The following is a 22,264-nucleotide window of genomic DNA, read 5'->3' as shown; positions in this document are numbered from 1 at the left end:
ATCCATGAAAGCGGATCTACAAGCGTTTACTCGATCACACCAGGTTGCGCTCTTTTTCGTCCTCACTATCGCGGTCTCGTGGACGATCTACGGTGTCGAATTCGCCGTCGGTTCCCCACCAATCGCGCTCGGGGTGTTTGGCCCGTTACTCGCTGCGGCAGTTCTTACGTGGGCTACCGGCGGAAGCCTCCGTCGGTGGGGAGGACAGCTCTTCATCTGGCGGGTCGACGGCCGCTGGTACCTGATCGTACTGGTCGGGTTCCCCGTCGTCTTCGTCGGCGCCTCGACGGCGATATATGCTGTCCTGACCGGCTACGAACCCGACCTAGGCGTCCTTCCAGAGCGGGCGTGGATCGTTCTCTTCTTTCTGGTCTTTCAGATCCTGTATGCGGGTCTTGGAGAGGAACTGGGCTGGCGCGGATTCGCACTCCCCCGGCTTCAAGACCGGTACAACGCGTTGATGGCCAGCCTCATTATTGGCTTTTTCTGGGCGCTTTGGCATCTTCCGCTCTTTTTCCAGCCTGACTCGTACCAAGCGCAGATGGGGCCGCTGATCTATCTGATAGACACATTTACGATCTCGATACTGTTCACTTGGCTCTACAACAGCACTGGTGGAAGCGTGCTGATAGCGACACTGTTTCACGGCGTCTTCAACACCACACTGGTGCTCTACCCGTACGAGGCCGACCTGGATATCGCCGAATTTCCGTTTCTTCTCGGTGCGTCGCGATCCATCGCAATGCTGGTCCTCGCAGTACTCGTCGTAGCCGTCTACGGTGGCCGGAAGCTGACGAACCGAGAATCGATCCCCGACACGGAACACACTGGGGGCGTTCCGGCAAACCGATCCAGTACATCCGAGATGGAAACCGATGCACAGCAGTGAACGACTCGATGCAATCGCACCGAAGCCGACGAATCCCTACTTTTCCTCGTTGTCTATTCAAGACCAGTTACAGAGGGTATCCCCTCAACTCTCGAACGAGAGCGAATGGTCCATCGAATTACTCGGGCGCCTGCTCCAATAGGACCGCTGGGTTTTGGCTATGCTCGCTGTTCTGTGGGCCGTCTCGGCGGTGACCCGCTTTTCGGTACATTCCCTGCTGTTCGTTTGTGCGGGTCATCACATTCATATGATCTGGAGTGTAACTTTCCAGTCATTCCAACATGTTAGTTTCACCGAACACCGAACACTGGTCACAGAACACACACGAAAGACGTCGACCACTCGAGTCGAGACGAACCGACGTTGTCGGAGCCGAGCCGTGATCAGTGCGCAGTTTCGCATTCAACTCCCCGAGGGAGTGTGGATACGCGAGATTTCGGAGCAACATCCCGACGCGACGTTCGATCTTCTCTCGGGCTATCGGAGGGACGAGACGGCGATCGAACTCGGGGAGATCGTCACTGACGATCCGGAAGCTCCAATCGAGACGTTTCGGTCGCATCCGTCGATCGATCGCCTCGAAGTGCTCGAATCGACAGGCGAACGCGCCCTCGCGAAGTACGAGTTGACGGACACCGCACTCTACGAGTTCGTCGATCTGACGGCACTCCCGATCGAGTTTCCAGTGATCGCTCGCAACGGCTGGTTCGAGTTCGATCTAACCGGCACCCGTGCGGAACTCGAACAGTTGCGATCAGTGCTCGACTCACTGGGTGCGACCTACGAGTTGCAATCGCTCGTTAGTGGGACCGACACGGAGTCGCTACTAACCGACCGTCAGCGCGAACTGCTCGAGTTGGGGATTCGCCAGGGTTACTACGAAGTCCCACGCGAGTGTACGCTTACAGAACTCGCAGAAGAAGCAAACGTCGACAAGGCAACGGCGAGTACAGTGATGCGTCGGGGCGAAACGAAGCTCGTCAAGTGGTTTCTGAACGGGCCAGAGCGGAAACGAGAGTTCGGTTGACGTCTTTCGCACAAACTACCGTCGTGGCAATCCGTCCAGCAGGTTATGGAGGGTGGAAGTGCTTCGTTGTCTCCAGATGATCGAACTGGCCAGCTACAGCTCGAGGAAGCCCAGGTGAGCGGAGTTCGTAATGACCGACAGACTCGAGGGGAACATCGCGATCACCGCAATCACCGGATGGAGCAGACCGAAGAAGGTAATCGGGATCGCCAGGGCGTTGTAGATGAACGTCCAGAAGAGGTTCTGTTTGATCTTCGAGAAGATGTGCTCGGAGAGTAAAGGCGTCGACGAGACCCTCGAGTGAAGACGGAGGTTAACTTTCGAATCAAAAGGGAGTGAATCCTCTCTCGGATCTGGAATGAAATTTCAGTACCTCATAAAACGTCACCAGTTGAGTTGGTCTGACGTCGGGCCCCTGTTGTAGATCCGAGTGATCGATCTGGTCTCCTCGAAGAATACTCTAAACAGGAACCGACGTTCGCACGCCCGACTGGACCGTTTGGTTCTCGCCGAGCGATATAGCCAGGCATATACTCTATCTGCTGTCGTTCCAGATACGTCAATGTTAGAATAGTTACGGGCACCGTCGAGAAAAGACATCGATACTGATGGGTTTGGCATTGTCAATATAATACAACCTTGATGTTCGAACTCAATGGACAACGTCACAGGTTTTTGATGACAGGTGGCGCTCCGAGCAGTGAGTTTCCACAGTACAAGTGAGGAAACACGATCGACCCAGTACTGCGCTTCTCATCGGTAGCGAAACTGGCCGGCTGTCCCGGACCACACTCGAGGAAAGCCCCAGATCAGTTCGATCGCGTCATACGGACTGTTGTAAGTTGTATATTCGGCACACGACTACAACATACAACACCCCCAACGGCCGCTCGACGGCAACCAGCAGTCGGGATACGAAGTTAGACAAGTCTGATAGTGAGATAGTAACAACTGAACCGATTTCCACACACCGATCACGATACCGTCCGTCGATCGAGTGTGTACTGCCGTTCAGTCGAATCTCTCGGTTGGCCGATTGGGTGTGACTCGGGGCATGGGTCGGGGACGGTCACCAACCTGGTGACTCCGGAATCGCATCGATCTCTTGGAGGAGCCCATAGGCGTTCCAGAGGTGGGTCGCTTCGGTGATCTGGGTATCATCGATCTCGAAAAAGAACACGCCCTCCTGGGTTACCTCCTGTCCGGTCGGCTCCGTGCCCCAGAGCTCCGCTTCGTGAGTGCCGGTAAACGTATAGTGGACAGCAACCGAGTCGTCATCGACGATTATCTCCTCGATGTCCTTTTCGAGGCCAGCTAACGCCTCGCGAAATCCGGCGACGTTTTCCTTGAACGCCTCGCGTCCGTGGATCGGTTCGGGCAATGCGGGGTCGTGCTCGACGTACTCCTCGGCGACGATCTCGTCTGCGGCCTCGAGATTGCCCTGACTCCATACGTCTTCGATGAACTGAGTGACGAGCTCTTCACTCGTCGGCTGTTGCTGTTCTTCTGCCATGGTACACAACCACAAACAACAGAACGACTCTTAACGCTTTGGGTCATTCGTGCTGATTGTTTTGTTTACATCGCTGGAAATCATAAGCAAAACGCTATAGTAGCCATTGAACGCCAGTGCGCCCCGATCGCACGACGGGAGCGCGGTTCGACGCGATCCGTGAACCGTGCGATGGTGGGAGAACAGTTTCAGTTGTAACTACAACACTGGACGGCTCGAGCACACCGGTGATAGCATATCCGTAGAGCGTTCAACCCCAATTGCGGTACTGACAGTAGTTTTATCTGGCAGATTCCCGTACATCAGGGTAATGGGTTCGGAGAATCAGCGAACGGGTTCTCAGCACACGGCTATCATCGGAGATGCAACGACCGGATCGACGTCTTTCGACGAGCAGAAAGCCCGCGAGGGGACAAAACTGCTGCTCGAGGCCGTCGGCATGGACCCGACCACTGACGACGTCACCGATACGTGGCAGCGTCGCGTTCCGGACGTCCTCGAGACGTTGACTGTTGGAATGCGTGCCGGAGAAAAGCCCGAGATGCGAACGTTCGAGACTCGAGGCGATGGGCTCGTTACCAAAACGGGAATTCCCGTAAACAGCCTCTGTAAGCATCATTTGCTTCCGTTCCGCGGGGTCGCACACGTGGCGTATCTCCCGGATACGGAGATGGTCGGGCTCTCGAAGCTCGTCAGATACATCCGCTGGCAGTCACGACGGGTAACGACACAAGAAGCGTTGACACGTGACATCGCTGCCGGTCTAGCTGAAGAACTCGATGCCGAAGCCGTTGCCGTAGAAATTACTGCGTCACACATGTGTGAAGCCATGCGTGGCGTGGAGGTCGAAACGGAGACAACGACCAGAGAGCGGATTGGCGACCTTAGCGAGCGAGAGTGGCGTCAGTTTCAGGGGTCGATACCCGATCAACGACCGTGACGAGAACCGAGCCTCGGATCACGATTTGTCGTCCATCACTCGGCTGGCAAACGATATCAGAACTGACGACCGCGATCGGTATCAGTCGTCCCCGAAGACACGGCGCTTGGTATCTCAGACACGAACGAGACGGACGAACGCTATCGAAACGGAATCTATGACCATCGTCGACCAGTCCGTCGGTACGTTCCTCGAGAACGTGGCCGCTAACGAGGTGTCTCCCAGTGGCGGGGCAGTCGCTGCCGTCAGCGGTGCTGCCGGTGCAGCTCTGTGTGAGATGACGTGTATTCACACGAGCAGAACCCACACGAGCAGAACCGACGATTGCACCGACGTTGAGCCGGAACTGACCGCTATCCAAGACGAACTCGCGGACGTCCGGTATCGTCTACTCGAGCTCGCAGATGCAGACGCGGCGGCCGTCGACGAGGTACAGGCCGCAGTCGAGACGCCGAACGACGGAGACCACGCTGAATCGCTCGAGGAGGCTTTGGAACGCACCGCTCGGGTCCCACTCGAGATAGCAGAAGGATGCCACGACGTAATCAGCTACGCGACTACTGTGACAGCAACTGGGAGTCGAAACGCCGTTCCGGATGCGGGAACCGGTGCGTTTCTCGCCCAGTCTGCACTCCGTGCGTCAGTTCACACCGTACGATACAATCTCGACTCGATCGAGGACGAAACGCTGGCCACAGCGCTGGAAGAGCGATCGAAGACGTTCGGTAGCGCTCAGAAGAGGCCAGAGATCGTACCGTCCGCGTCGATATCCATGTGAGCAGCCGCCGGGTCGGCTGGCAGACCCGGAAGCTGTAAGACGTCACCAGTGAGGACGACGAGGAATCCTGCCCCAGCAGAGGGATACACTTCCGTGACCTCCAGTTGCCACCCGCCATCGGGTGCGCCCTTGACGCTGGCATCGTCGGTGATCGAGTGGAAGGTCTTCGACAGGCAGATCGGAACGTCTGCGAATCCCAGCTTTCGCATCCGCTCGATATCGTCCTCCGCGCTACCGGTGTATTTGACGGTATCGGCTCCGTAGATCTCGGTCGCGACCGTGTGGATCTTCTCTTTGATGCTATCGTCCTGACTATAGAGGGGCGTCCACTGCTCTTCGTCGCTTTCCTCGGCTACGTCTCTGACGTGTTCGGCGAGTTCGAGACCGCCCTCGCTTCCCTCTCGGAAGACGTTCGATTCCGCTACCCGGACGTCGAGATCGTCACGACAGTGGTCGAGGACGGTCTGGACTTCCTCGTCGGTATCGCCAGGAAACCGATTGATCGCGACGACGACCGGGACACCGAACTTCCGGAGGTTATCGACGTGTTTGTCGAGATTTTCGAAGCCACGTTCGACGGCGTCGACGTCCGGTTCGTCCAGTTCATCGTAGTCGACCGGCCACATGTCCTTTCCGTGGTATTTGAGTGCACGGATCGAAGCGACGAGAACCATCACGTTCGGCGTCATATCCCCGAGTCGGCAGACGATATCGTTGAACTTCTCGGCACCCAGATCCGAGCCGAATCCGGCCTCAGTGACGAGGTAGTCACCCATTCCGAACGCTGCCTTATCGGCGATCAGTGAGTTGGTGCCGTGGGCGATGTTCGCGAACGGACCGCCGTGGACGAACGCCGGTGTCCCTTCGATCGTCTGGACGAGGTTCGGCTTGATGGCATCTCGAAGGAGGATCGTTACCGCACCGGTCGCGTCGATATCGTCGACCGTGACCGGCGTATCGTCGTCGTCGTACGCGACGATAATTCTCGCGATACGCTCCTTGAGGTCCTCGAGGTCCGTCGCGAGACAGAGAACGGCCATCAGCTCCGAAGCGGCGGTCAAGATGAATCCACCCTCCCGCGGGATACCACCGGTCTCACCCCCGAGACCGACGGTCGTCTCACGCAGCACGCGGTCGTTCATGTCGATCGCACGCGGCCACTCGACGTTGTTGACGTCGATATTCAGCTCGTTGCCGTTCGTAATGTGGGCGTCGAGCATCGTCGAGATGAGATTGTGTGCCGACGTGAGGGCATGAAGGTCGCCGGTGAAGTGGAGATTGATATCCTCCATCGGAAGCACCTGCGAGTAGCCACCGCCAGCCGCTCCGCCTTTGACTCCGAACGTCGGCCCGAGAGACGGCTCACGGATCGCGACGACGGCGTCTTCCCCGAGGTGGGTAAGCGTCTGGCCGAGTCCGACCGTGGTGACGGTCTTCCCTTCGCCTTTCGGTGTCGGTGTCATCCCGGTCACCAACACCAGGTTTCGGTCCCGTTGGCTCGCCTCGCGCTGGAGCCTGTCGACGGCGTCGCGGTCGATCTTCGCCACGTGTTCCCCATAGTACTGGAGATCGTCCAGTTCGAGTCCGTACGGTTCGACGATATCCCAGATCGGTTCCGTATCGACCGACTGTGCGATCTCGTAGTCGGTCGGCATCGGTCCGTCAGCCTCGTTTTCCGAACTCATCGTCGGTCACTCGACCTCCTCGATGAGCGCAGGCACGACCTCGAAGAGGTCACCGACGATGCCGTAATCCGCGATATCGAAGATCGGTGCAGTCGAATCGTTGTTGATCGCGACGATCCGCTCCGAGTTCTTCATCCCCGAGACGTGTTGGACGGCACCCGAAATACCGATCGCGACGTAGACGTCCGGCGTGACGTCCTTTCCGGATTGACCGACCTGCCGGCCCTTCGAGAGCCACTCGTTGTCACAGATCGGACGGGACGCGGCGAGGGTCGCACCCGTAACGTCACAAAGCCGTTCGATCAGCTCGAGGTTCTCCTCGTCTTCGATCCCTCGGCCGACGGAGACGATGAAATCCGCCTCGCTGATGTCGATGTCTCCGCCGACGGTCTCCTCGAATCCCGTCACGGTCGACGTGATCGCTGCCTCGTCGATCTCGGCTTCGAACGCATCGATCGCCGCACTGCCGTCGCTCTCGGTCGGTGGCCACTCGGCCGGTCGAACGGTGACGACCGCCTGTGTGCTATCAGTCGCGATGACACTCTCGAGTTTCGAACTGTACATCTCACGGGCGACGGTCAACTCCTCGTCGTACTGCAGATCGATAGCGTCGGTTACTAACGGGTTATCGAGCGCGTTCGCGACCGCCGGCGCGTAGTCCATTCCGGTGGCCGTATGCGGTATCAACACCGTACGAGGGCTGAGCGAATCGGCCAGCTCCGTGACGGCCTGTGTGTACACATCGTGGTTGAACCCCTTGCCGTAGTCGACGGTGTGGATGGTATCGACACCATCCCGATCGAGTTGTTCGGCGTGGCTGTCGACGTCACCGTTGATGACCGCCACGTGGAGGTCGCCGTCCATCGCATCGGCGAGTTCGCGACCTGCCGTGATGAGTTCGTAACTGATGTCCTCGAGTTCACCGCGTCGATGTTCGGCGACGACCAGCGTGTCGCTCATGATTCGATCACCTCCGTTTCACGGAGGAAAGAAGCGAGCTCCGCCGCCGTCTCGTCGGGTTCGCCGTCCCAGATCGTCGTCTCGCTTTCGGTCTCGGGTTCGTACAACTCCGTTAGCGCCAACTCACTGTCGAGTACGCTCTCGTTCAGCCCGAGGTCGTCCAGTGATTTGACTGCGAGTTCTTTTTGTTGAGCCTGACGGATCCCCCGGAGACTGGCATATCGTGGTTGATTGATCCCCGTCTGGATCGTGATGACGGCCGGTAATTCGACGGCAGTGACCTCCTCGAGGCCACCTTCGAGCTCACGGCGAACGTGTGCGACGCCGTCGTCGGGTTCCAGATCGAGTTCCGTGACGACGGCCGCCCACCCGAAGTCGATCTCTTCCGCGAGTGCAACGCCCGTTGCCCCCCAGGCGTCGTCGTCGGACTGAACGCCTGTAAATACGATGTCGGGTTCTTCGGCCTCGACTACCGACGCCAGAATTCGCGTCTTCATTTCGGGCATGAGGGCGTCGACGTTCGCTACGGCGTCGTCCCAGATACGGATAGCTCGATCTGCCCCTTTCGCGAGCGCTTCACGAATCGTCTGTTCGGACCGTTCAGGACCGATCGTGACGACGACGACCTCGTCGACGACGTCCGCTTCGGACAACGTAACGGCCTCTTCGATGGCATAATCGTCCCACTCGTTGAGGCTGTATCCGAGGTACCGCTCGTCGATCGTGAGGCCATCGATCTCGAAGTCGTCTCCCAGTTCCGCTACCTCCGCTACCGATACTAGGGCCTTCATACAAAATAATGATGTAAAATCAATATATAAATCTTTGCCCGCCGTGGGATCTCACTCCCGCATTCGATCACCGCCCGGATCGAACAGCGGCTCGTCACGGACAGTGGCAGAATACCGCTCGCCGCCGGCCTCGACCGAGACGGTCGTCCCCGAATCGGTGTACTCGTCAGGGAGATATGCCATAGCGATGTTTTCTCCTACCGAGTAGCCGTAGCCGTTCCGATTGACCTCCCCGATAGCGTCACCGTCGACGAATACGGACTCCCCGATAGCGGGAAGCACGTCGTCGTCCATCGTCATACAGGCGAGTCGTTGATCGATTCCGTCGTCGAGTGCGCGCTCGAGAGACTCCTTGCCGATGAACTCGGTGTCCATCGCTACGGTAAAGTCGAGGTTGGCCTCGAACGGCGTGTTCTCGGGACCCATGTCGTATCCCGGCAGCCGGTATCCCTTTTCGAGACCCATCCTGAGCAGTGCATCGAGGCCCAACGGAATCATATCCTGGTCCTGTCCTTCCGCCCAGAGCGCCTCCCAGAGTTGGGCTTGGTGGCCCGGACGTGTCCACAGCTCCCAGCCGAACTCACCAACGTAGGAGATACGGATCGCGACAGCGGGGACACCAGCGACGTCGATCTGCTTACTGGTGTAATACGGGAAACCGTCGCGTGACATATCGGCATCCGTCAGGGGCGGGACGACGTCATCAGCGTTTGGCCCCCAGATACTGAGGTTCGTATAGCCGTCGTCGAGGTTGGTGATCGATACGTCGTCGGGTGCGTTAGCGCGCAACCACGCCGTCTGCTCGTCGATTACCTCCCCGCCGAGCGTGGACGCGAAATATCGCTCGTCGTCCAGGCGAGTGACGACGAGGTCTCCCATGTTCTCCCCCTCGTCGTCGATCATGAGCGTGTATCGCACCTGACCGACGTCGATGTCCATGTCGTTTGTGAAAGCGCGCTGAACGAAGTCGGGTGCGGACGGTCCGGTGATCGCTATCGGGGCGAGCACGGTCACGTCCGAGATACCGACACGCTCCCGGGTCGCCAGAGTCTCGACACCGACGGCGCTCGATTCCTCGAGATGGTCCGGGAGGTCGTATTCGTCGCTTCGGTCCTCGTTTAGCTCGTAATACTGTGGAAGCTCCCATCCACAGAGGGGTTCGGTCACTACCCCACCGAGCTCTTGATGCTCGTTGTAGACGGGAGTTCGTCGAGGTGTGATTTCGTTTGTCATCGTTATCGGGTCACTCATTCGCAGGTCTGGTGCGGGCGGATCGCAAACGAGGAGAGGGCGGCGGCAGCCAGCGACGACTCGTCGGATGGACGCCGAGTTTCGGTCCGGACTCGACCCTCGAGTCTCCGCTCAGACACCTGTCGTTCTCCGCTTCGTCCGCCGGTCGGTCACTTCATGTGTTCTTGCCACGAGGTCATCGGCGCGAACTCGAAGTCGGTGTCGCGGGTGTCGAACCGATCGAGTTTCATCGGGTCACGCGGGAACGGACACTCGTCGTCTGTGAGGTACGACCTGACGGCGGCACCGATGCTTTTCGTCGCCATCACCCCTGCACCGTGGAAGCCCGCGGCAACCACCAGATCGTCGGGTCCTTCCTCGGGAGCGTCGATGATGGGCTTTGCGTCCGGCGTCGTCGAGTCCGCCATCGGACAGACCTCCCACCGAACGGCGTCGTCCGCAGTTTCGACGTGATTGAGGAGGTTCGGTACGTCCTCGTTTAGCAACTGTTCGAGTCCAGGGCCGACTTCCATGTGGTGGTCGCTTCGAATCCCGTCGGGCTCGGCTTCCTGGTCTCCTCTGTCGTCCTGTTCACGGCGTTCTCGGGGCCGGTCCTCCTCGCCGTAGTGGTGTTCGATACCGATGAGCAACTGATTGTCGCGGGTCGGCCGCCAGTAGATCTCCTCCTGTGCGTCGCCGCCCATCGGATAATCGTCCGGCAGTCCGATGTCGAGATACGCGACGTTCCAGACGAACTTCCTGATCGGTAACGGAAGTACGTCCTCGAGTAGCGGCCGGGTTCCGGATCCCGCCGCGGCGACGACGGCGTCGGCATCGACCGTTCGGTACTCCGTTTCGACACCGACGACTTCGCCACCCTCGACGCGCACTTCCTCGACGGTGGTGTCGGGTCGGAATTCGACGCCGCGTTTCACGCACATGTGTTGTAGCGTCGGAAGCCACTGATCGACGTCGAGATATCCGGTATACTCGTCCCAGACGAGCACCTTTTCGTACGGTGAGTCCTCGTCGAACGTGTCGTCCCACTTGTAGTAGTCGTCTGGATCGCGAAGCGTAACCCACTCGTCTCGCTCTGCGACTTCCTCAGCACCCTCGACTTCTTCGGGGCGAACACCGCGGACGTACTCGCGTTCGGTATAGTCGAGAACCCCTCTTCCATCCAACTTCTCGAACCACTCGACGGCGTGTTGGGTCCACTCCGGCCACTCGGGGTAATCGATCGGCGTCATGATCACGCCCGAAGCACGGCTCGACGTACCGTTTCCGATAGCGTCTGCATCGATGACTAACACGTCGTGATCTTCTGCCATGTGCCATGCAGACGAGAGTCCCGAGACTCCCGATCCGATGACGATGACATCGTAATCTGTCATGCTACAACATGCCAATACACGGAGCTGTTACTAAAAACTACCGTTGGAACGTTGATCTGTCGTCGGCACTGATCGCCGGATGAGAAACTATACTGGCAGCCCCCGATTCGGATACGTCTACCATCGACGGCAGACAACACGCAACACGGCGACAGTGACCGCATCTCCGTAACGATATCGTTATGCTCTCCAGATTCGGAACGATTATTATCCACCCTGATGATAGAGCGCAGTGTGGGAGTGCAGAGACGGCGCCTCCAACACAGAGGATACCGGTCGACCGTCACACGAAGAACGCAGACACCACATCGACACTGCAAACGAACCGATAGCGGAGAAAGCCTACCACCAGCGGAGAACACATAACGACCAATGTCCCGAAACGATTCGATACGACACGATCAGAAGCATACGTTCGAACGAGCGGTCGCCGCGTTCCGAAACGGAAATCCAGTCTGTATTCACGACGCGGCAGACCGGGAGGGAGAAACGGATCTGGTATACCCTGCAAGTGACGTGACGCCGATGGACGTTACACGGATGCGAAACGATGCGGGTGGACTCGTCTGCGTCGCTCTCGGGTACGATGTCGCCGAAGCGTTCGATCTCCCCTTCGCCCAGGACACCCTCGAGCATCCTGCCGTGAGAGACCACGACCTCGAGTACGACGACCGGTCGTCGTTCTCATTGACGGTAAACCACCGCGAGACGTTCACCGGTATTACCGACGAAGATCGTGCGCTTACGATTTCCGAGCTCGGTTCGGTTGCAACAGCACCGGGCACGACGAACTTCAGCGAGCAGTTTCGCATCCCCGGCCACATCCATCTCCTGAAGGCCGCACCGAACCTGCTTGCCGATCGACGCGGCCACACGGAACTCGCCATTACACTCGCCGCCGCTGCTGACCGAGAACCAGCGGCTGTCGTCTGTGAGATGCTCGACGACGAAACCAAACGAGCACTGTCACCGACCGCCGCGCGCACGTACGCTGAACGCAACGATATTCCGTACTTGGAAGGAGCGACGATTATCGATCACTTCGAGAGCCGTCGATAATCGATTCGTCCGATCGAGCCGACGACACTGGTTTCTCCGTTCCGACGCCGAGCGCTTTTCGATGACAGAGCAACGAGCGATGAAAACGCGTTATCTGAGATCGTCGAGATACTCCGATTCGATTTTCGCCTCGAGGGTAGTGACGTGGTCCTCGAGCAGGGCGGGTATTTCTCGGGTGAACTTCGAGTCGGTCATTCGGTAGGTCGGACCGATAACGGCGAGGGCACCGACGCAGTTTCCGAGGGGGTCGTTTACACAACGTGCTACTTCTCGCAACCCCCTGGCGAACTCCTCGTCCGAGTACGCGGTCCCCTGTTCTCGGATCGCGTCGAGCTCGCCCCGGAGTTCGTCTCTGGACGTGATCGTTCGGTCCGTTCTCGATGGAAGCCCCCACTGCTCGACGATCTCCTCGATCCGCTCGTCGGAGAGCCCAGCGAGGATCGCTTTCCCTGCTGCGTGATTGTGAAGCCGGAAGTACGTACCGACGGTAGCCGAGTCTTTAAAAGTCGCGGCGTTATTTCCTTCGTATCGACTCTCCGAATGATACGATTCGTACACCAGAATCCCCCGTCCAGCGTTCTCGACGATGAACTCACACTCCTCGTTTACTTCTTCGTGCAGTTCGTAGATCGCGTCTTCGACGAGTCGATATCCACACTTCCGCGACCGCGCGTACTCTCCGAGATTTAGGAACTTGAGGCCGATATGATAGTGCTCGCCCTCTCGAGTGATGTAACCGTGCTCGATCAGCGTCTGGAGATGCCTGTGAATCGTACTCCGAGAGATCTCCAGGGTGTCGTCTAACTCCTCTAGATTCGCACCGTCGCGGTTCCGTATCGCTTCGATGATTCGGATCGATCGTTCGGGTGTTTTCGCTTTCGAGCACATATGATAGTTACTCTCATGCAAGGGCATAAGTATTCAGCATCCTAGGTGTCTTATGGTAACAGTAATCACAGTTCGATGAGCGCGAACTCAGTGGCCAAAAACTTCCGAATGCGGAATAGATCGGTCCAAGCCATTTACTAATACAGCTATATGGCTGTAATAGTTCCGATATTCCAACAGTTCGATCGATACCGGAACCAGTACATTACACTCGTACATCTGTAATAGGTTGCTGATCGCACGGTGATCGACCGGAAAGGACTACTAAATAATAGCGACTATCGATTCGTTTTTAAGTAATCGACGAGCGGCCGAGTCGATTGTCGTCGAGGCGTCTCGAAAACGGAGGGTCACCAGCACACGCATCGAGATGTTTGGTAACTCACCACAAGGCTTAAGCGCTATGCCAAAGATTGTTGACCCGTATGTCCACTGCAGATCACGATGTGGTCGTCGTCGGAGCCGGGGCGCTAGGTAGTTGTACGGCTCGAGAACTGGCACCCGAACACGACGTACTCCTCCTCGAGAAAGGGCAAATCGCGCGCGGCGCGGGCGGTCACGCCGCCGGAATCATCTCGGACTGGTGGTTTTTCATCGGTCAACACCCGGTCACGGAGGCCGATGAAATCATGCACGACTTCTTCGAGGAGTTCGATGGAACTGGCAACTTCGAGTTCAATCCGTCCCCGTTCATTCGGTATCTCCAGTCGGAAGAAGAGAAGGAGGCATGGCAGGAACGGACGGACGCGCTCGACGTAGATCACATCAACTACTGGAGCAACGACGAGATCGAATCGGAGTGGCCGGATACGTTGGTTCTCGACGATAAGTACGGGGCGATCGTCGACGAACGGGCAGGATACACCGACCCACACACGTACGTCACGACACTCGCCGACGATGCAGAGGAACGTGGTGCAGAGGTACGAACACATACGGAAGTCACCGACATCCTGGTCGACGATGGTGAGGTAACCGGTGTGGAGGTAGACGGTGAAGAGACGATCACCGCATCGCACGTCATCGTTACCGCAGGCCCGTTCACTCGAGAGTTGGTGTCTGACTTCGTCGATATTCCGACGAAGACGTTCACGTACTCGAACGTCCGGATCCGACTCCCGAACAGGGATATCCCCAAAGACTTCCCACAGGCCGGGCCGGGACTGTTCTGGTGGCGTCCGGAGACCGGTGGCAACCTCTTCATCTCCGGTGGCGAGTACTGGATCGACGGTCAAGAAGAGCAGGGGATAACCCGTACCGAACCACCCCGAGACCCACCCGAGGAGTATAGACTGGAGATCGCGGAGTATCTGCCCGAGAGTATCCAGTGGCTGGAACCCGACGATATCCAGTATATGAGCGGCAGCGAACACCTCTGTCCGGATGGGGTTTCGATCACCCCCGACGCGTATCCCGTTATCGACGAACTCGACGATCCCAGTGGCCTGGTGATCGCCGACGGAATGTACGGTGGGGTATCGTTAGCGCCAGCGTATGCGACCGCGATGAAGTCGCTGGTAGAGGGCGACGACTGTCCCTGGAGTCTGGAGTCGTTCCAGGCCGATCGGTTCGAGGATACGGCCCTCGACTTCGACTACGACTGGATAAAAGACTGGCCCGCGTAGAAATCACACCGGATAGCAGCCCACGTATCGATTATTTATCGATAGCAGACCCACTGATTCGATTATGTCAGAGATCATGACAAGCCGCCGAAGTCCGATGTACAACCAGCTAAAAGAACACGGGATGGTTTCGTATGAAACCAGCAACTGGGAGGCCCCGTTTTACTTCGAAGCGAACGAACGTCGGGTCGATCGGTTCGATACTCCGAGCCACGTCGATGAACACGAGTCGATCGGCATCGAACACAAGGCCGTTCGTGAAACCGCCGGCCTCTGTGACTTGACGTCGTTGGCACCGATCGAGATCGCTGGCTCGTCCGCTCCCGATTTCGTCCAGGAGCTCTGTAGCAACGACATGTCCAGGGACGTCGGACAGGCTCGGTATACGCTAATTCTCGACGAAGAAGGCGGGATCTTGGCGGACGTCGTCGTGACGCGTCTGGCTGACGAACGGTATTTCGTCGTCGCGTTCGGCGGTGCCACCGCTTCGGAGGTCACACAGTGGATAGCAAACCGTGCGCCAGCGGACGTTTCAGTCACGAACCTCGACGATGCGTACGCGTGTATCGGTGTCTGGGGACCGGCCGCTCGAGAAGTCGTCCAGCCACTCACAGAAGCCGATCTCTCCACCGATTCGTTTCCGTACTTCACCAGCCAGCAGTTCGAAATCTCCGGCATCCCGGTTACCGCACAGCGGGTATCGTACGTCGGTGAACTGGGCTGGGAACTCTGGACGACCATGGGCTACGTCTCTGAACTGTGGGACGAACTCTGGAAGAGCGGCAAAGAGCAAGACGCCGTCCCGATGGGATTTGGCGCGCTCGATACGATGGGTGTCGAGAAAGGGAACCGATTTCTCGGGTTCGATATCGGTCCCGAGTACGATCCGTTCGAGGCCGGACTCGAGCGCTGGGTCGACATGGATACGGAGTTCGTCGGCAAAGCCGCTCTCGAGCAGGCCGAGGCAGACGGAATCGACCGAAAGATAGCGTGTATTACGATGGACGATAGGACAGTTCATCCGGACATCGGGCAGCCCGTTCTCACCGACGACGAGGTCGTCGCCGAAACCGTCAGAACCGCATACGGCTACTCGGTCGACGAGAGCATCGCATACGCGTATGTACCGATCGAGTTTACCGAACCGGGCTCGAACGTCGAGATCGAGATCGAGATCGATGGAAGCCGACACTCCGGGACCGTCCAGGAGGAACCGTTGTTCGATCCGGAGTACGAACGAGTACGGAGCAGCGGATGAACTGACGCACCCGTACTCGCGTTTGCCATCCGGTCGTCCGCCGACGTTGCAATCGGCGTGGACATCGGTCCAGTGGCTACGATAGCGTGGACGGAAGACCGAGACCCGTCTTTCTTCAGCGGGCAACGCTTAACCCGATCGCAGTTGATCTATTCAACTAGTGACAAACGCTTTCGACGCGTTACCGAACGACAACCGAGTGTTCGACGGAGAGCGAGAGGAGCGTTTTCTCGCCGTCACGCTCGAAACGGTAGTACAGGATATGTCGCCAGTCGGTGACGAAGACCTCGCGAGACAGTTAGGTGACTACACGCTCGGAGAGGCGCCGCCACCCGAGGACGCCCCCGAATACGTCGAGCTTCGAGACGAACACCTCACTCTCTCAAATCCACCGTTTCTGATGGCGGAGCTCACCCCCGTCGAGAGCGACGAGTACACGTTGCGGATCGAATTCAAGTCGGATCTTCAGCTCCTGATCGATCCGCCAGTGTGTGTGACGCTCGATGGATCGTTTCTGGAGGTCGTCACCGCCCTCGAGCAGCTGATCGCGGAGATCTATCGGACGAAAGGCCGCCGACTCGAGATGATCGATGCTGGGACAATAGATACGACAGCGTTTTTCGAACGGCGATAGTTTTCGGCTCTGTTCGAGCTCTCAGTGCTCGAGTTTCACAAAATTACGACAGGTACTGTTTAGTTTCGTACCAGCGTTGGAATCTGTCTGTCACGTGATTGGTGTGACAACGGTGTTCATAGTAATGTGCAATCAGTTCAAAGCACTCGGTGACGCTCGTCCGACTGCTCACGTATGGAAGCGGTCGACACTCATTGTGAGGGTATGGAACTTTTCGATCGAGTTTCGGCCGCGTAGTCGAACCAAACTCGATCAACGTTGGGCGCAGGCAGTCCGATAGCCGCAGCCATCGACGACTTTTTCTTCATTCCCAATTAACATCTGATCATGGGACTTGATGACTTGCTGTCACAACTTAATGAACTCCTCGAAGGAGAGAATATGACAGGAAAACAGGCAGCTCTAATAGTTGCTGTCTGGATGGGTGCCACCGCTCTCTTCGGGCTAATTTCCTATATTGTGGTGTTTGAAATCATGGGTTTTTAACGTTGCTTGCTCTGTTTCACCTACATTGAACGTGAGTTTCACGGCCCACATTGATTAACGAAGTCCTGCTACCAACTACTATGGAGAACGCAACTGCGGGATCGGTGCCACATCGTCCAGCGAACGCCACCTCGATATTTTCCCTCGAGCGAAGTCAATTGTACCGTATATTCAAGACCAGTAGCCAGTAGCATTGTCGGACTCTCGACAATTATATCCCGGGACGACTCGTTTGTCGGAAAAGCAATATATTGACAGACCACGCGAGAGACTTGCTTTCGTGGACGTCGACTGGTCCAGACTATCGAACAGTCGACATCTCTGTACCGGGTTCTTCGATGAGACCGTGCTGATCAACTGACGCCGCTTGTCTCTCCCAGCGCAGCTACCTGATTGCGTAAAGCAAAACGATAAACGTCTTGAAAGATTGCCACCCACTCTCGTCCCGTGTTGCATCGAATCCGTCGCGTAGCACTCGCTGAGCTGGGCTGAGGATCGATAGAACCAAACTGTTCCCACACCGGTCGCATGGCTACGGTCGCGTCGGTCCCCGCTCCCCAGTTCCTGGTCGATGCGACCACCGAAGCGAGACCCGCACTCCCCAGGGCGATCGGGTGTGCAGTGACGGTCAGTGGCTATCATAAACTACGCTACGGTCCGTTCGTCTCTCATCTCCCACTACTGGATGGTATCCGCTTTGATTTACAATAATACTAATGTAACTCTATTGGTGACGTGCGACAGATCACTGCCACTCAGAAAGCGTCAGGTGACTAACTATTATCTGTTAAATGATAGTTATCGTTCCACTCTCGAAGCAAAACATCAAACCTACACCATAACGATCGCATTCATTTAAAATATGTGCTACTATTATTCTATCTTCGAATGCACTCACTGAGAATAACTTGATAGAAAGGAATCGAGTTCGCTCTTACCGAAAGAGGGTCAGCTACCTCAGTCACCGAGTTAGATGCCTCTTCAGCACGGATGCAGTCGATAGATACATTACAGCGATTGCTGATCACCACCAGTAGTGGTCGTATTAGTTATTAAAGAAGTTCGATAGTACGTGTAACTGGTAGTAACTCCAGTATTGAGTGTGTTAGTACACCTGCTCCCGACTCTACAGGCCCGGCACCTCTCAGTAATATCCATAATGCTAGGTTTTTTATCCTCTTCGCAGTCTCGAGGTGTCGGAATGAAATAGCGTATCGGACAGAATCTAATATTTCGGTAGCACCGAAATCAGTTGGCTATCGTAGTATTTCAAGGCGATCACTGGGAGGAGTTGCTCACGACGAATAGATCAGATATCACTGGATGGAAAGAGCTATGAGGCAATTGTTCGTCGATTGTGCTAGAGATGCCAACCGAGCTCGGAGGGAACGGGGGAATCAAAGCGACGGAAACAGCCTTCGATATCATCGAAACGATTCACGACGAACAGCCCGTGCGGTTGACAGAGCTCGCCGAATCCGTTGGAATTGCAAACAGCACCGCACACGATCACCTCTCGACGCTCCAAGAACACGGCTACGTCGTCGAAAGAGACGACGGCTACTACCTGGCGTTGACGTTTCTCGACCACGGAATGCGGGCCAAAGACTACTATCAAGAACTGCTCGAGGTTTCGAAACCAGCGCTCCAGCAGTTGGTAACCGAGACCGACGAGGCGGTAAACCTCGTCGTCGAAGAACACGATCGTGCCGTGTACATCGAGCGACTGACCGGCGAGCGTGGTGTTCCGACGAACTCCTGGGTTGGCAAACAGAAGTTGTTGCACTCGCTCTCGGCAGGAAAAGCGATTCTCGCACACCTACCGGACGAGCGAGTAAACGAAATTCTGGACTCGTGCGGCCTTCCTGCCGCGACCGAACAGACGATAACGTCACGCGAGCAGCTGCTAGACGAACTCGAGACGATCCGCGAACGGGGTGTTGCCTTCAACGATCGAGAATCACACGCACAGATTCGTGCGATCGGGGCACCGATCGTCGTCGAAGGACGGACGTACGGGGCAGTCTCCGTTGCAGGCCCCGCCAAGCGATTGACTGGAGAGTACTTTAGAGAGGAGATATCCGATCTCCTCCTCGGTGCGGTAAACGAGATCGAACTCAAACTCACGTATATGTGAGTCGTCGTCTCGACGAATCGTCGGCTGAGCGTTAGGGGCCCGTGTGACGTGTCGGTCGCAGCCATCGACGGTTTCGACCATCGATACGGATGCCGTCCACTACTCGTTCGTTCCGTTCATGTCGGTCTCGTTCTGAACAACACGATACTGTTCACATATATAATACAAAAGGTTATTACACTGCTGTTTATACGATAGAACGTATGCTCGATTACGTCGATCTAGAAGCGGATCTGGATCAAGAGGAACAACTCATCCGCGATACCGCTCGCGAGTTCGTCGACGAACGCGTCCGTCCGGACATCGACGAACACTACGAGGAGGGGACGTTCCCGACGGAGCTGATTTCCGAAATGGGCGAGCTGGGCTTTTACGCGCCGAACCTCGAGGGCTATGGCTCACCCAACGTCTCCGAGACTGCCTACGGACTACTGATGCAGGAACTCGAGGCGTGTGACTCGGGGCTCCGATCGATGGCCTCCGTCCAGGGTGCGCTCGTAATGTACCCGATCCACACCTTCGGGAGCGACGCACAGAAAGAGGAGTGGCTCCCGAAACTCGGCGCCGGTGAGGCCGTCGGCTGTTTCGGTCTTACGGAACCCGAACACGGCTCGAATCCCTCGGCGATGGAGACGAGAGCCGAACGTGACGGCGACGGCTACGTGTTAAACGGCTCGAAGACGTGGATCACGAACTCCCCGATCGCCGACGTCGCCGTCGTCTGGGCGCGTGACCGCTCGGCCGAGGAGAACCCAGTACGGGGCTTCCTCGTCGAGACCGACCGTGACGGTGTCAGTACGAACAAGATCACCGAGAAACTCTCGCTTCGAGCGTCTATCACGGGCGAGATCGGCCTCAACGACGTCCACGTCCCCGAAGAAAACGTCCTGCCCGGCGTCGAGGGCATGAAGGGGCCGCTGTCGTGTCTCTCACAGGCCCGCTATGGGATCGCCTGGGGCGCCATCGGCGCCGCTCGAGACTGTTTCGAGACGGCACGCCAGTACGCGAAAGACCGCGAGCAGTTCGGCGGTCCGATCGGCCGATTCCAGCTCCAACAGCAAAAGCTCGCGGAGATGGCGACCCAGATCACGCTCGCCCAGTTGCTCGCACACCGGCTCGCAGACCTCAAAGAACGCGGTGACCTCCAGCCACAACATATCTCGATGGCCAAACGCAACAACGTGCGAATGGCCCGCAACCAGGCTCGAGTCGCCCGCGAAATGCTCGGTGGCAACGGTATCACCAGCGACTACTCGCCGATGCGCCACATGGCGAACCTCGAGACCGTCTACACGTACGAGGGAACACACGACATCCACACACTGATCATCGGCGAGGACCTCACCGGCATTCCTGCCTACGAGTGAGTTCCGAGAATGGTTGGAGAAGCACGGGAGCCGGACGAAGATAGCGGACCGCTAGAAGGAATCACTGTCGTCGACGCATCACGAGTTCTCGTCGGTCCGTTCTGTACGATGCAGTTGGCTGATCTGGGCGCCGACGTGATCAAAGTCGAACGACCGGACGGCGGCGACCAGACTCGCGGGTGGTACCCACCACAGTTCGACGGTGAAGGCGACGACGGCGTAAGTGCCTACTACGCCAGCGTCAACCGAAACAAACGCTCGGTCACGCTAAACCTCAAGGAGGAACACGGACGCGAACTCCTGGGCGAGCTCGTAAGCGACGCCGACGTCTTCGTCGAGAATTTCCGAGTTGGCACGCTCGAGGAGTGGGGGCTCGGCTACGAGGAGCTGGCTGCCGACAATCCGGACCTGGTGTACTGTTCGCTCACCGGGTACGGCGAGTGGGGTCCGTACGCCGACAAACCGGCCTACGATCTGATCATGCAGGCAGAGGGCGGAATGATGAGCATCACCGGAGAGGAAAACGGTCCTCCCGTTCGGGTCGGTGTTGCGATTGCGGATATCGGTGCCGGGATGTACGCCACGCAGGCGATCTTGGCCGCGTTGTTCCACCGCGAGCTGCAGGGTGGCGGCCAGAAAGTCGACGTCAGTCTCTTCGATGGACAGGTCGCCTGGATGTCGTACATGGCCAGTTACTACTTCGCGACGGGTGAATCACCCAAACGAATGGGGAGCAAACACCCGACGATCGCGCCGTATCAGGCCTTCCCCACTCGAGACGGCTACGTCGTCGTAGCGGCGGCCTCGGAGAAAATTTGGCGAAACTTCTGTCTCGCGATCGATCGAGACGACCTGCTCGAAGACGAACGCTTCGAGACGAACACCGATCGGGTCGAACACCGTGACCAACTCGACGAGATACTCGAGGCCGAACTCGCCGACTACCGGACGGAGCCGCTCGTGGCGCTGCTCGAGGATCACGACGTTCCTGCTCGGGCGGTCTCGGATATGGAAGACGTCTTCTCCCATCCACAGGTCGAGGCTCGCGACATGCACCAACAAGTCGACCATCCATCCGTCGGAGCGATCGACATGCCGGGAAGTCCGATGAATCTCTCGCGGACGCCAGCAACGGTCCGTCAGCATCCGCCCGAACTCGGCGAACACACGGACGAACTACTCGCCGATCTCGGCTACTCGGAACGGGAAATCGAACGACTGAGAGCCGACGGAATCGTTTGATGGGGTCGGAGTTTCGGGAGCTCGCGTAACTGTCACCCGTCGTGTCACATTCCCTCACGTTGGCCATCGTAGCTGTACTCTTAGATACCGCTATCGAGATGGCGTTCTGTGGCTATCGGGTGATCGTCTCCGCGAACGGACGATCGGAGTACCCGACGCCGGCCATCCGTCTGCAAGGTGGGTCGGTTGTCGTCATACTACCGGACAGCGCGATTCATACGGTCTCCTGTCATCACGGTCCGTTGATCGCGACCCCGTGTGGCGATCGGTGGGAACTAGTGGCGGTCCAAGCCTGAACTGTTGGGTCGAATCCGTCGCCGCAAGCCGGTTCGACCCTGCAGTCGACGGTTGGAACGGTACT

The 22,264-nt window shown here is 57.5% G+C and carries 19 protein-coding genes; 12 read left to right on the top strand and 7 right to left on the bottom strand.

What is annotated here, in order from left to right; genetic code table 11:
* The first annotated feature begins 4 nt into the window (after positions 1 to 4).
* Together RBH26_RS17025 and RBH26_RS17020 are read left to right on the top strand one after the other, a co-directional pair.
* Positions 5 to 889 carry a type II CAAX endopeptidase family protein gene (locus RBH26_RS17025; RefSeq protein WP_306759585.1) on the top strand — a complete coding sequence of 295 codons (885 nt, stop codon included), beginning with the start codon at positions 5 to 7 and terminating at the stop codon, positions 887 to 889.
* 379 nt (positions 890 to 1,268) lie between these two features.
* The gene (locus RBH26_RS17020) at positions 1,269 to 1,916 is read left to right on the top strand and encodes a helix-turn-helix domain-containing protein (RefSeq protein ID WP_306759584.1); all 648 of its coding nucleotides are present in this window, start codon (positions 1,269 to 1,271) and stop codon (positions 1,914 to 1,916) included.
* 1,069 nt (positions 1,917 to 2,985) lie between these two features.
* Here RBH26_RS17020 and RBH26_RS17015 read toward each other — a convergent pair.
* The gene (locus tag RBH26_RS17015; protein ID WP_306759583.1) at positions 2,986 to 3,429 is read right to left on the bottom strand and encodes an ester cyclase; all 444 of its coding nucleotides are present in this window, start codon (positions 3,427 to 3,429) and stop codon (positions 2,986 to 2,988) included.
* A 310-nt stretch (positions 3,430 to 3,739) separates the two neighbouring features.
* Between RBH26_RS17015 and RBH26_RS17010 the strand changes: the two genes are divergently transcribed.
* Together RBH26_RS17010 and RBH26_RS17005 are read left to right on the top strand one after the other, a co-directional pair.
* Positions 3,740 to 4,369: a GTP cyclohydrolase I gene (locus RBH26_RS17010; protein WP_306759582.1), complete on the top strand. Its 630-nt coding sequence runs from the start codon at positions 3,740 to 3,742 to the stop codon at positions 4,367 to 4,369.
* 157 nt (positions 4,370 to 4,526) lie between these two features.
* Positions 4,527 to 5,147, top strand: a complete 621-nt coding sequence (locus RBH26_RS17005) for a cyclodeaminase/cyclohydrolase family protein (protein WP_306759581.1) — start codon at positions 4,527 to 4,529, stop codon at positions 5,145 to 5,147.
* Here the strand turns inward: RBH26_RS17005 and RBH26_RS17000 are convergent.
* From RBH26_RS17000 to RBH26_RS16980, 5 genes are all read right to left on the bottom strand, one after another.
* Positions 5,102 to 6,832 carry a formate--tetrahydrofolate ligase gene (locus tag RBH26_RS17000; protein WP_306759580.1) on the bottom strand — a complete coding sequence of 577 codons (1,731 nt, stop codon included), beginning with the start codon at positions 6,830 to 6,832 and terminating at the stop codon, positions 5,102 to 5,104. The genes RBH26_RS17005 and RBH26_RS17000 overlap by 46 nt on opposite strands.
* 6 nt (positions 6,833 to 6,838) lie before the next feature.
* Positions 6,839 to 7,792, bottom strand: coding sequence for an electron transfer flavoprotein subunit alpha/FixB family protein (locus RBH26_RS16995; RefSeq protein ID WP_306759579.1), 954 nt, complete (start codon positions 7,790 to 7,792; stop codon positions 6,839 to 6,841).
* The gene (locus RBH26_RS16990; RefSeq protein WP_306759578.1) at positions 7,789 to 8,583 is read right to left on the bottom strand and encodes an electron transfer flavoprotein subunit beta/FixA family protein; all 795 of its coding nucleotides are present in this window, start codon (positions 8,581 to 8,583) and stop codon (positions 7,789 to 7,791) included. The genes RBH26_RS16995 and RBH26_RS16990 overlap by 4 nt, the downstream gene beginning before the upstream one ends.
* A gap of 51 nt (positions 8,584 to 8,634) precedes the next feature.
* The gene (locus RBH26_RS16985) at positions 8,635 to 9,816 is read right to left on the bottom strand and encodes an aminomethyltransferase family protein (protein ID WP_306759577.1); all 1,182 of its coding nucleotides are present in this window, start codon (positions 9,814 to 9,816) and stop codon (positions 8,635 to 8,637) included.
* A 167-nt stretch (positions 9,817 to 9,983) separates the two neighbouring features.
* Positions 9,984 to 11,207, bottom strand: coding sequence for an FAD-binding oxidoreductase (locus tag RBH26_RS16980; RefSeq protein ID WP_306759576.1), 1,224 nt, complete (start codon positions 11,205 to 11,207; stop codon positions 9,984 to 9,986).
* A gap of 372 nt (positions 11,208 to 11,579) precedes the next feature.
* Here RBH26_RS16980 and ribB point away from each other — a divergent pair, with 372 nt between their 5' ends.
* A complete protein-coding gene (ribB, locus tag RBH26_RS16975; RefSeq protein WP_306759575.1) occupies positions 11,580 to 12,266 on the top strand; it encodes a 3,4-dihydroxy-2-butanone-4-phosphate synthase in 687 nt (228 codons plus the stop codon).
* 90 nt (positions 12,267 to 12,356) lie between these two features.
* Here the strand turns inward: ribB and RBH26_RS16970 are convergent, their stop codons facing one another.
* On the bottom strand, positions 12,357 to 13,154 hold the full coding sequence (locus RBH26_RS16970) for an IclR family transcriptional regulator (protein ID WP_306759574.1): 798 nt from the start codon (positions 13,152 to 13,154) through the stop codon (positions 12,357 to 12,359).
* A 425-nt stretch (positions 13,155 to 13,579) separates the two neighbouring features.
* Between RBH26_RS16970 and RBH26_RS16965 the strand changes: the two genes are divergently transcribed.
* The 7 genes from RBH26_RS16965 (at position 13,580) to RBH26_RS16935 (ending at position 21,903) form a co-directional block, all read left to right on the top strand.
* On the top strand, positions 13,580 to 14,779 hold the full coding sequence (locus RBH26_RS16965; protein WP_306759573.1) for an FAD-dependent oxidoreductase: 1,200 nt from the start codon (positions 13,580 to 13,582) through the stop codon (positions 14,777 to 14,779).
* 64 nt (positions 14,780 to 14,843) lie between these two features.
* Positions 14,844 to 16,037, top strand: coding sequence for an aminomethyltransferase family protein (locus RBH26_RS16960; RefSeq protein ID WP_306759572.1), 1,194 nt, complete (start codon positions 14,844 to 14,846; stop codon positions 16,035 to 16,037).
* 160 nt (positions 16,038 to 16,197) lie between these two features.
* Positions 16,198 to 16,671 (top strand): hypothetical protein, encoded by a 474-nt coding sequence (locus RBH26_RS16955; protein WP_306759571.1) that lies wholly within the window; start codon positions 16,198 to 16,200, stop codon positions 16,669 to 16,671.
* A 327-nt stretch (positions 16,672 to 16,998) separates the two neighbouring features.
* Positions 16,999 to 17,157 (top strand): hypothetical protein, encoded by a 159-nt coding sequence (locus RBH26_RS16950; RefSeq protein ID WP_306759570.1) that lies wholly within the window; start codon positions 16,999 to 17,001, stop codon positions 17,155 to 17,157.
* Positions 17,158 to 18,523: 1,366 nt separating this feature from the next.
* Positions 18,524 to 19,294: an IclR family transcriptional regulator gene (locus tag RBH26_RS16945; protein ID WP_306759569.1), complete on the top strand. Its 771-nt coding sequence runs from the start codon at positions 18,524 to 18,526 to the stop codon at positions 19,292 to 19,294.
* A 203-nt stretch (positions 19,295 to 19,497) separates the two neighbouring features.
* On the top strand, positions 19,498 to 20,661 hold the full coding sequence (locus RBH26_RS16940; RefSeq protein ID WP_306759568.1) for an acyl-CoA dehydrogenase family protein: 1,164 nt from the start codon (positions 19,498 to 19,500) through the stop codon (positions 20,659 to 20,661).
* Between the two features lie 9 nt (positions 20,662 to 20,670).
* Positions 20,671 to 21,903, top strand: a complete 1,233-nt coding sequence (locus RBH26_RS16935; protein ID WP_306759567.1) for a CaiB/BaiF CoA-transferase family protein — start codon at positions 20,671 to 20,673, stop codon at positions 21,901 to 21,903.
* The last annotated feature ends 361 nt before the right edge of the window (positions 21,904 to 22,264 follow it).

This window comes from Natronolimnohabitans sp. A-GB9 (genome assembly GCF_030848565.1).
In the GTDB taxonomy this organism is placed as follows: domain Archaea; phylum Halobacteriota; class Halobacteria; order Halobacteriales; family Natrialbaceae; genus Natronolimnohabitans.
Note: the sequence above shows the minus strand (reverse complement) of the source record. Positions and strands in the feature narration are given on the sequence as shown.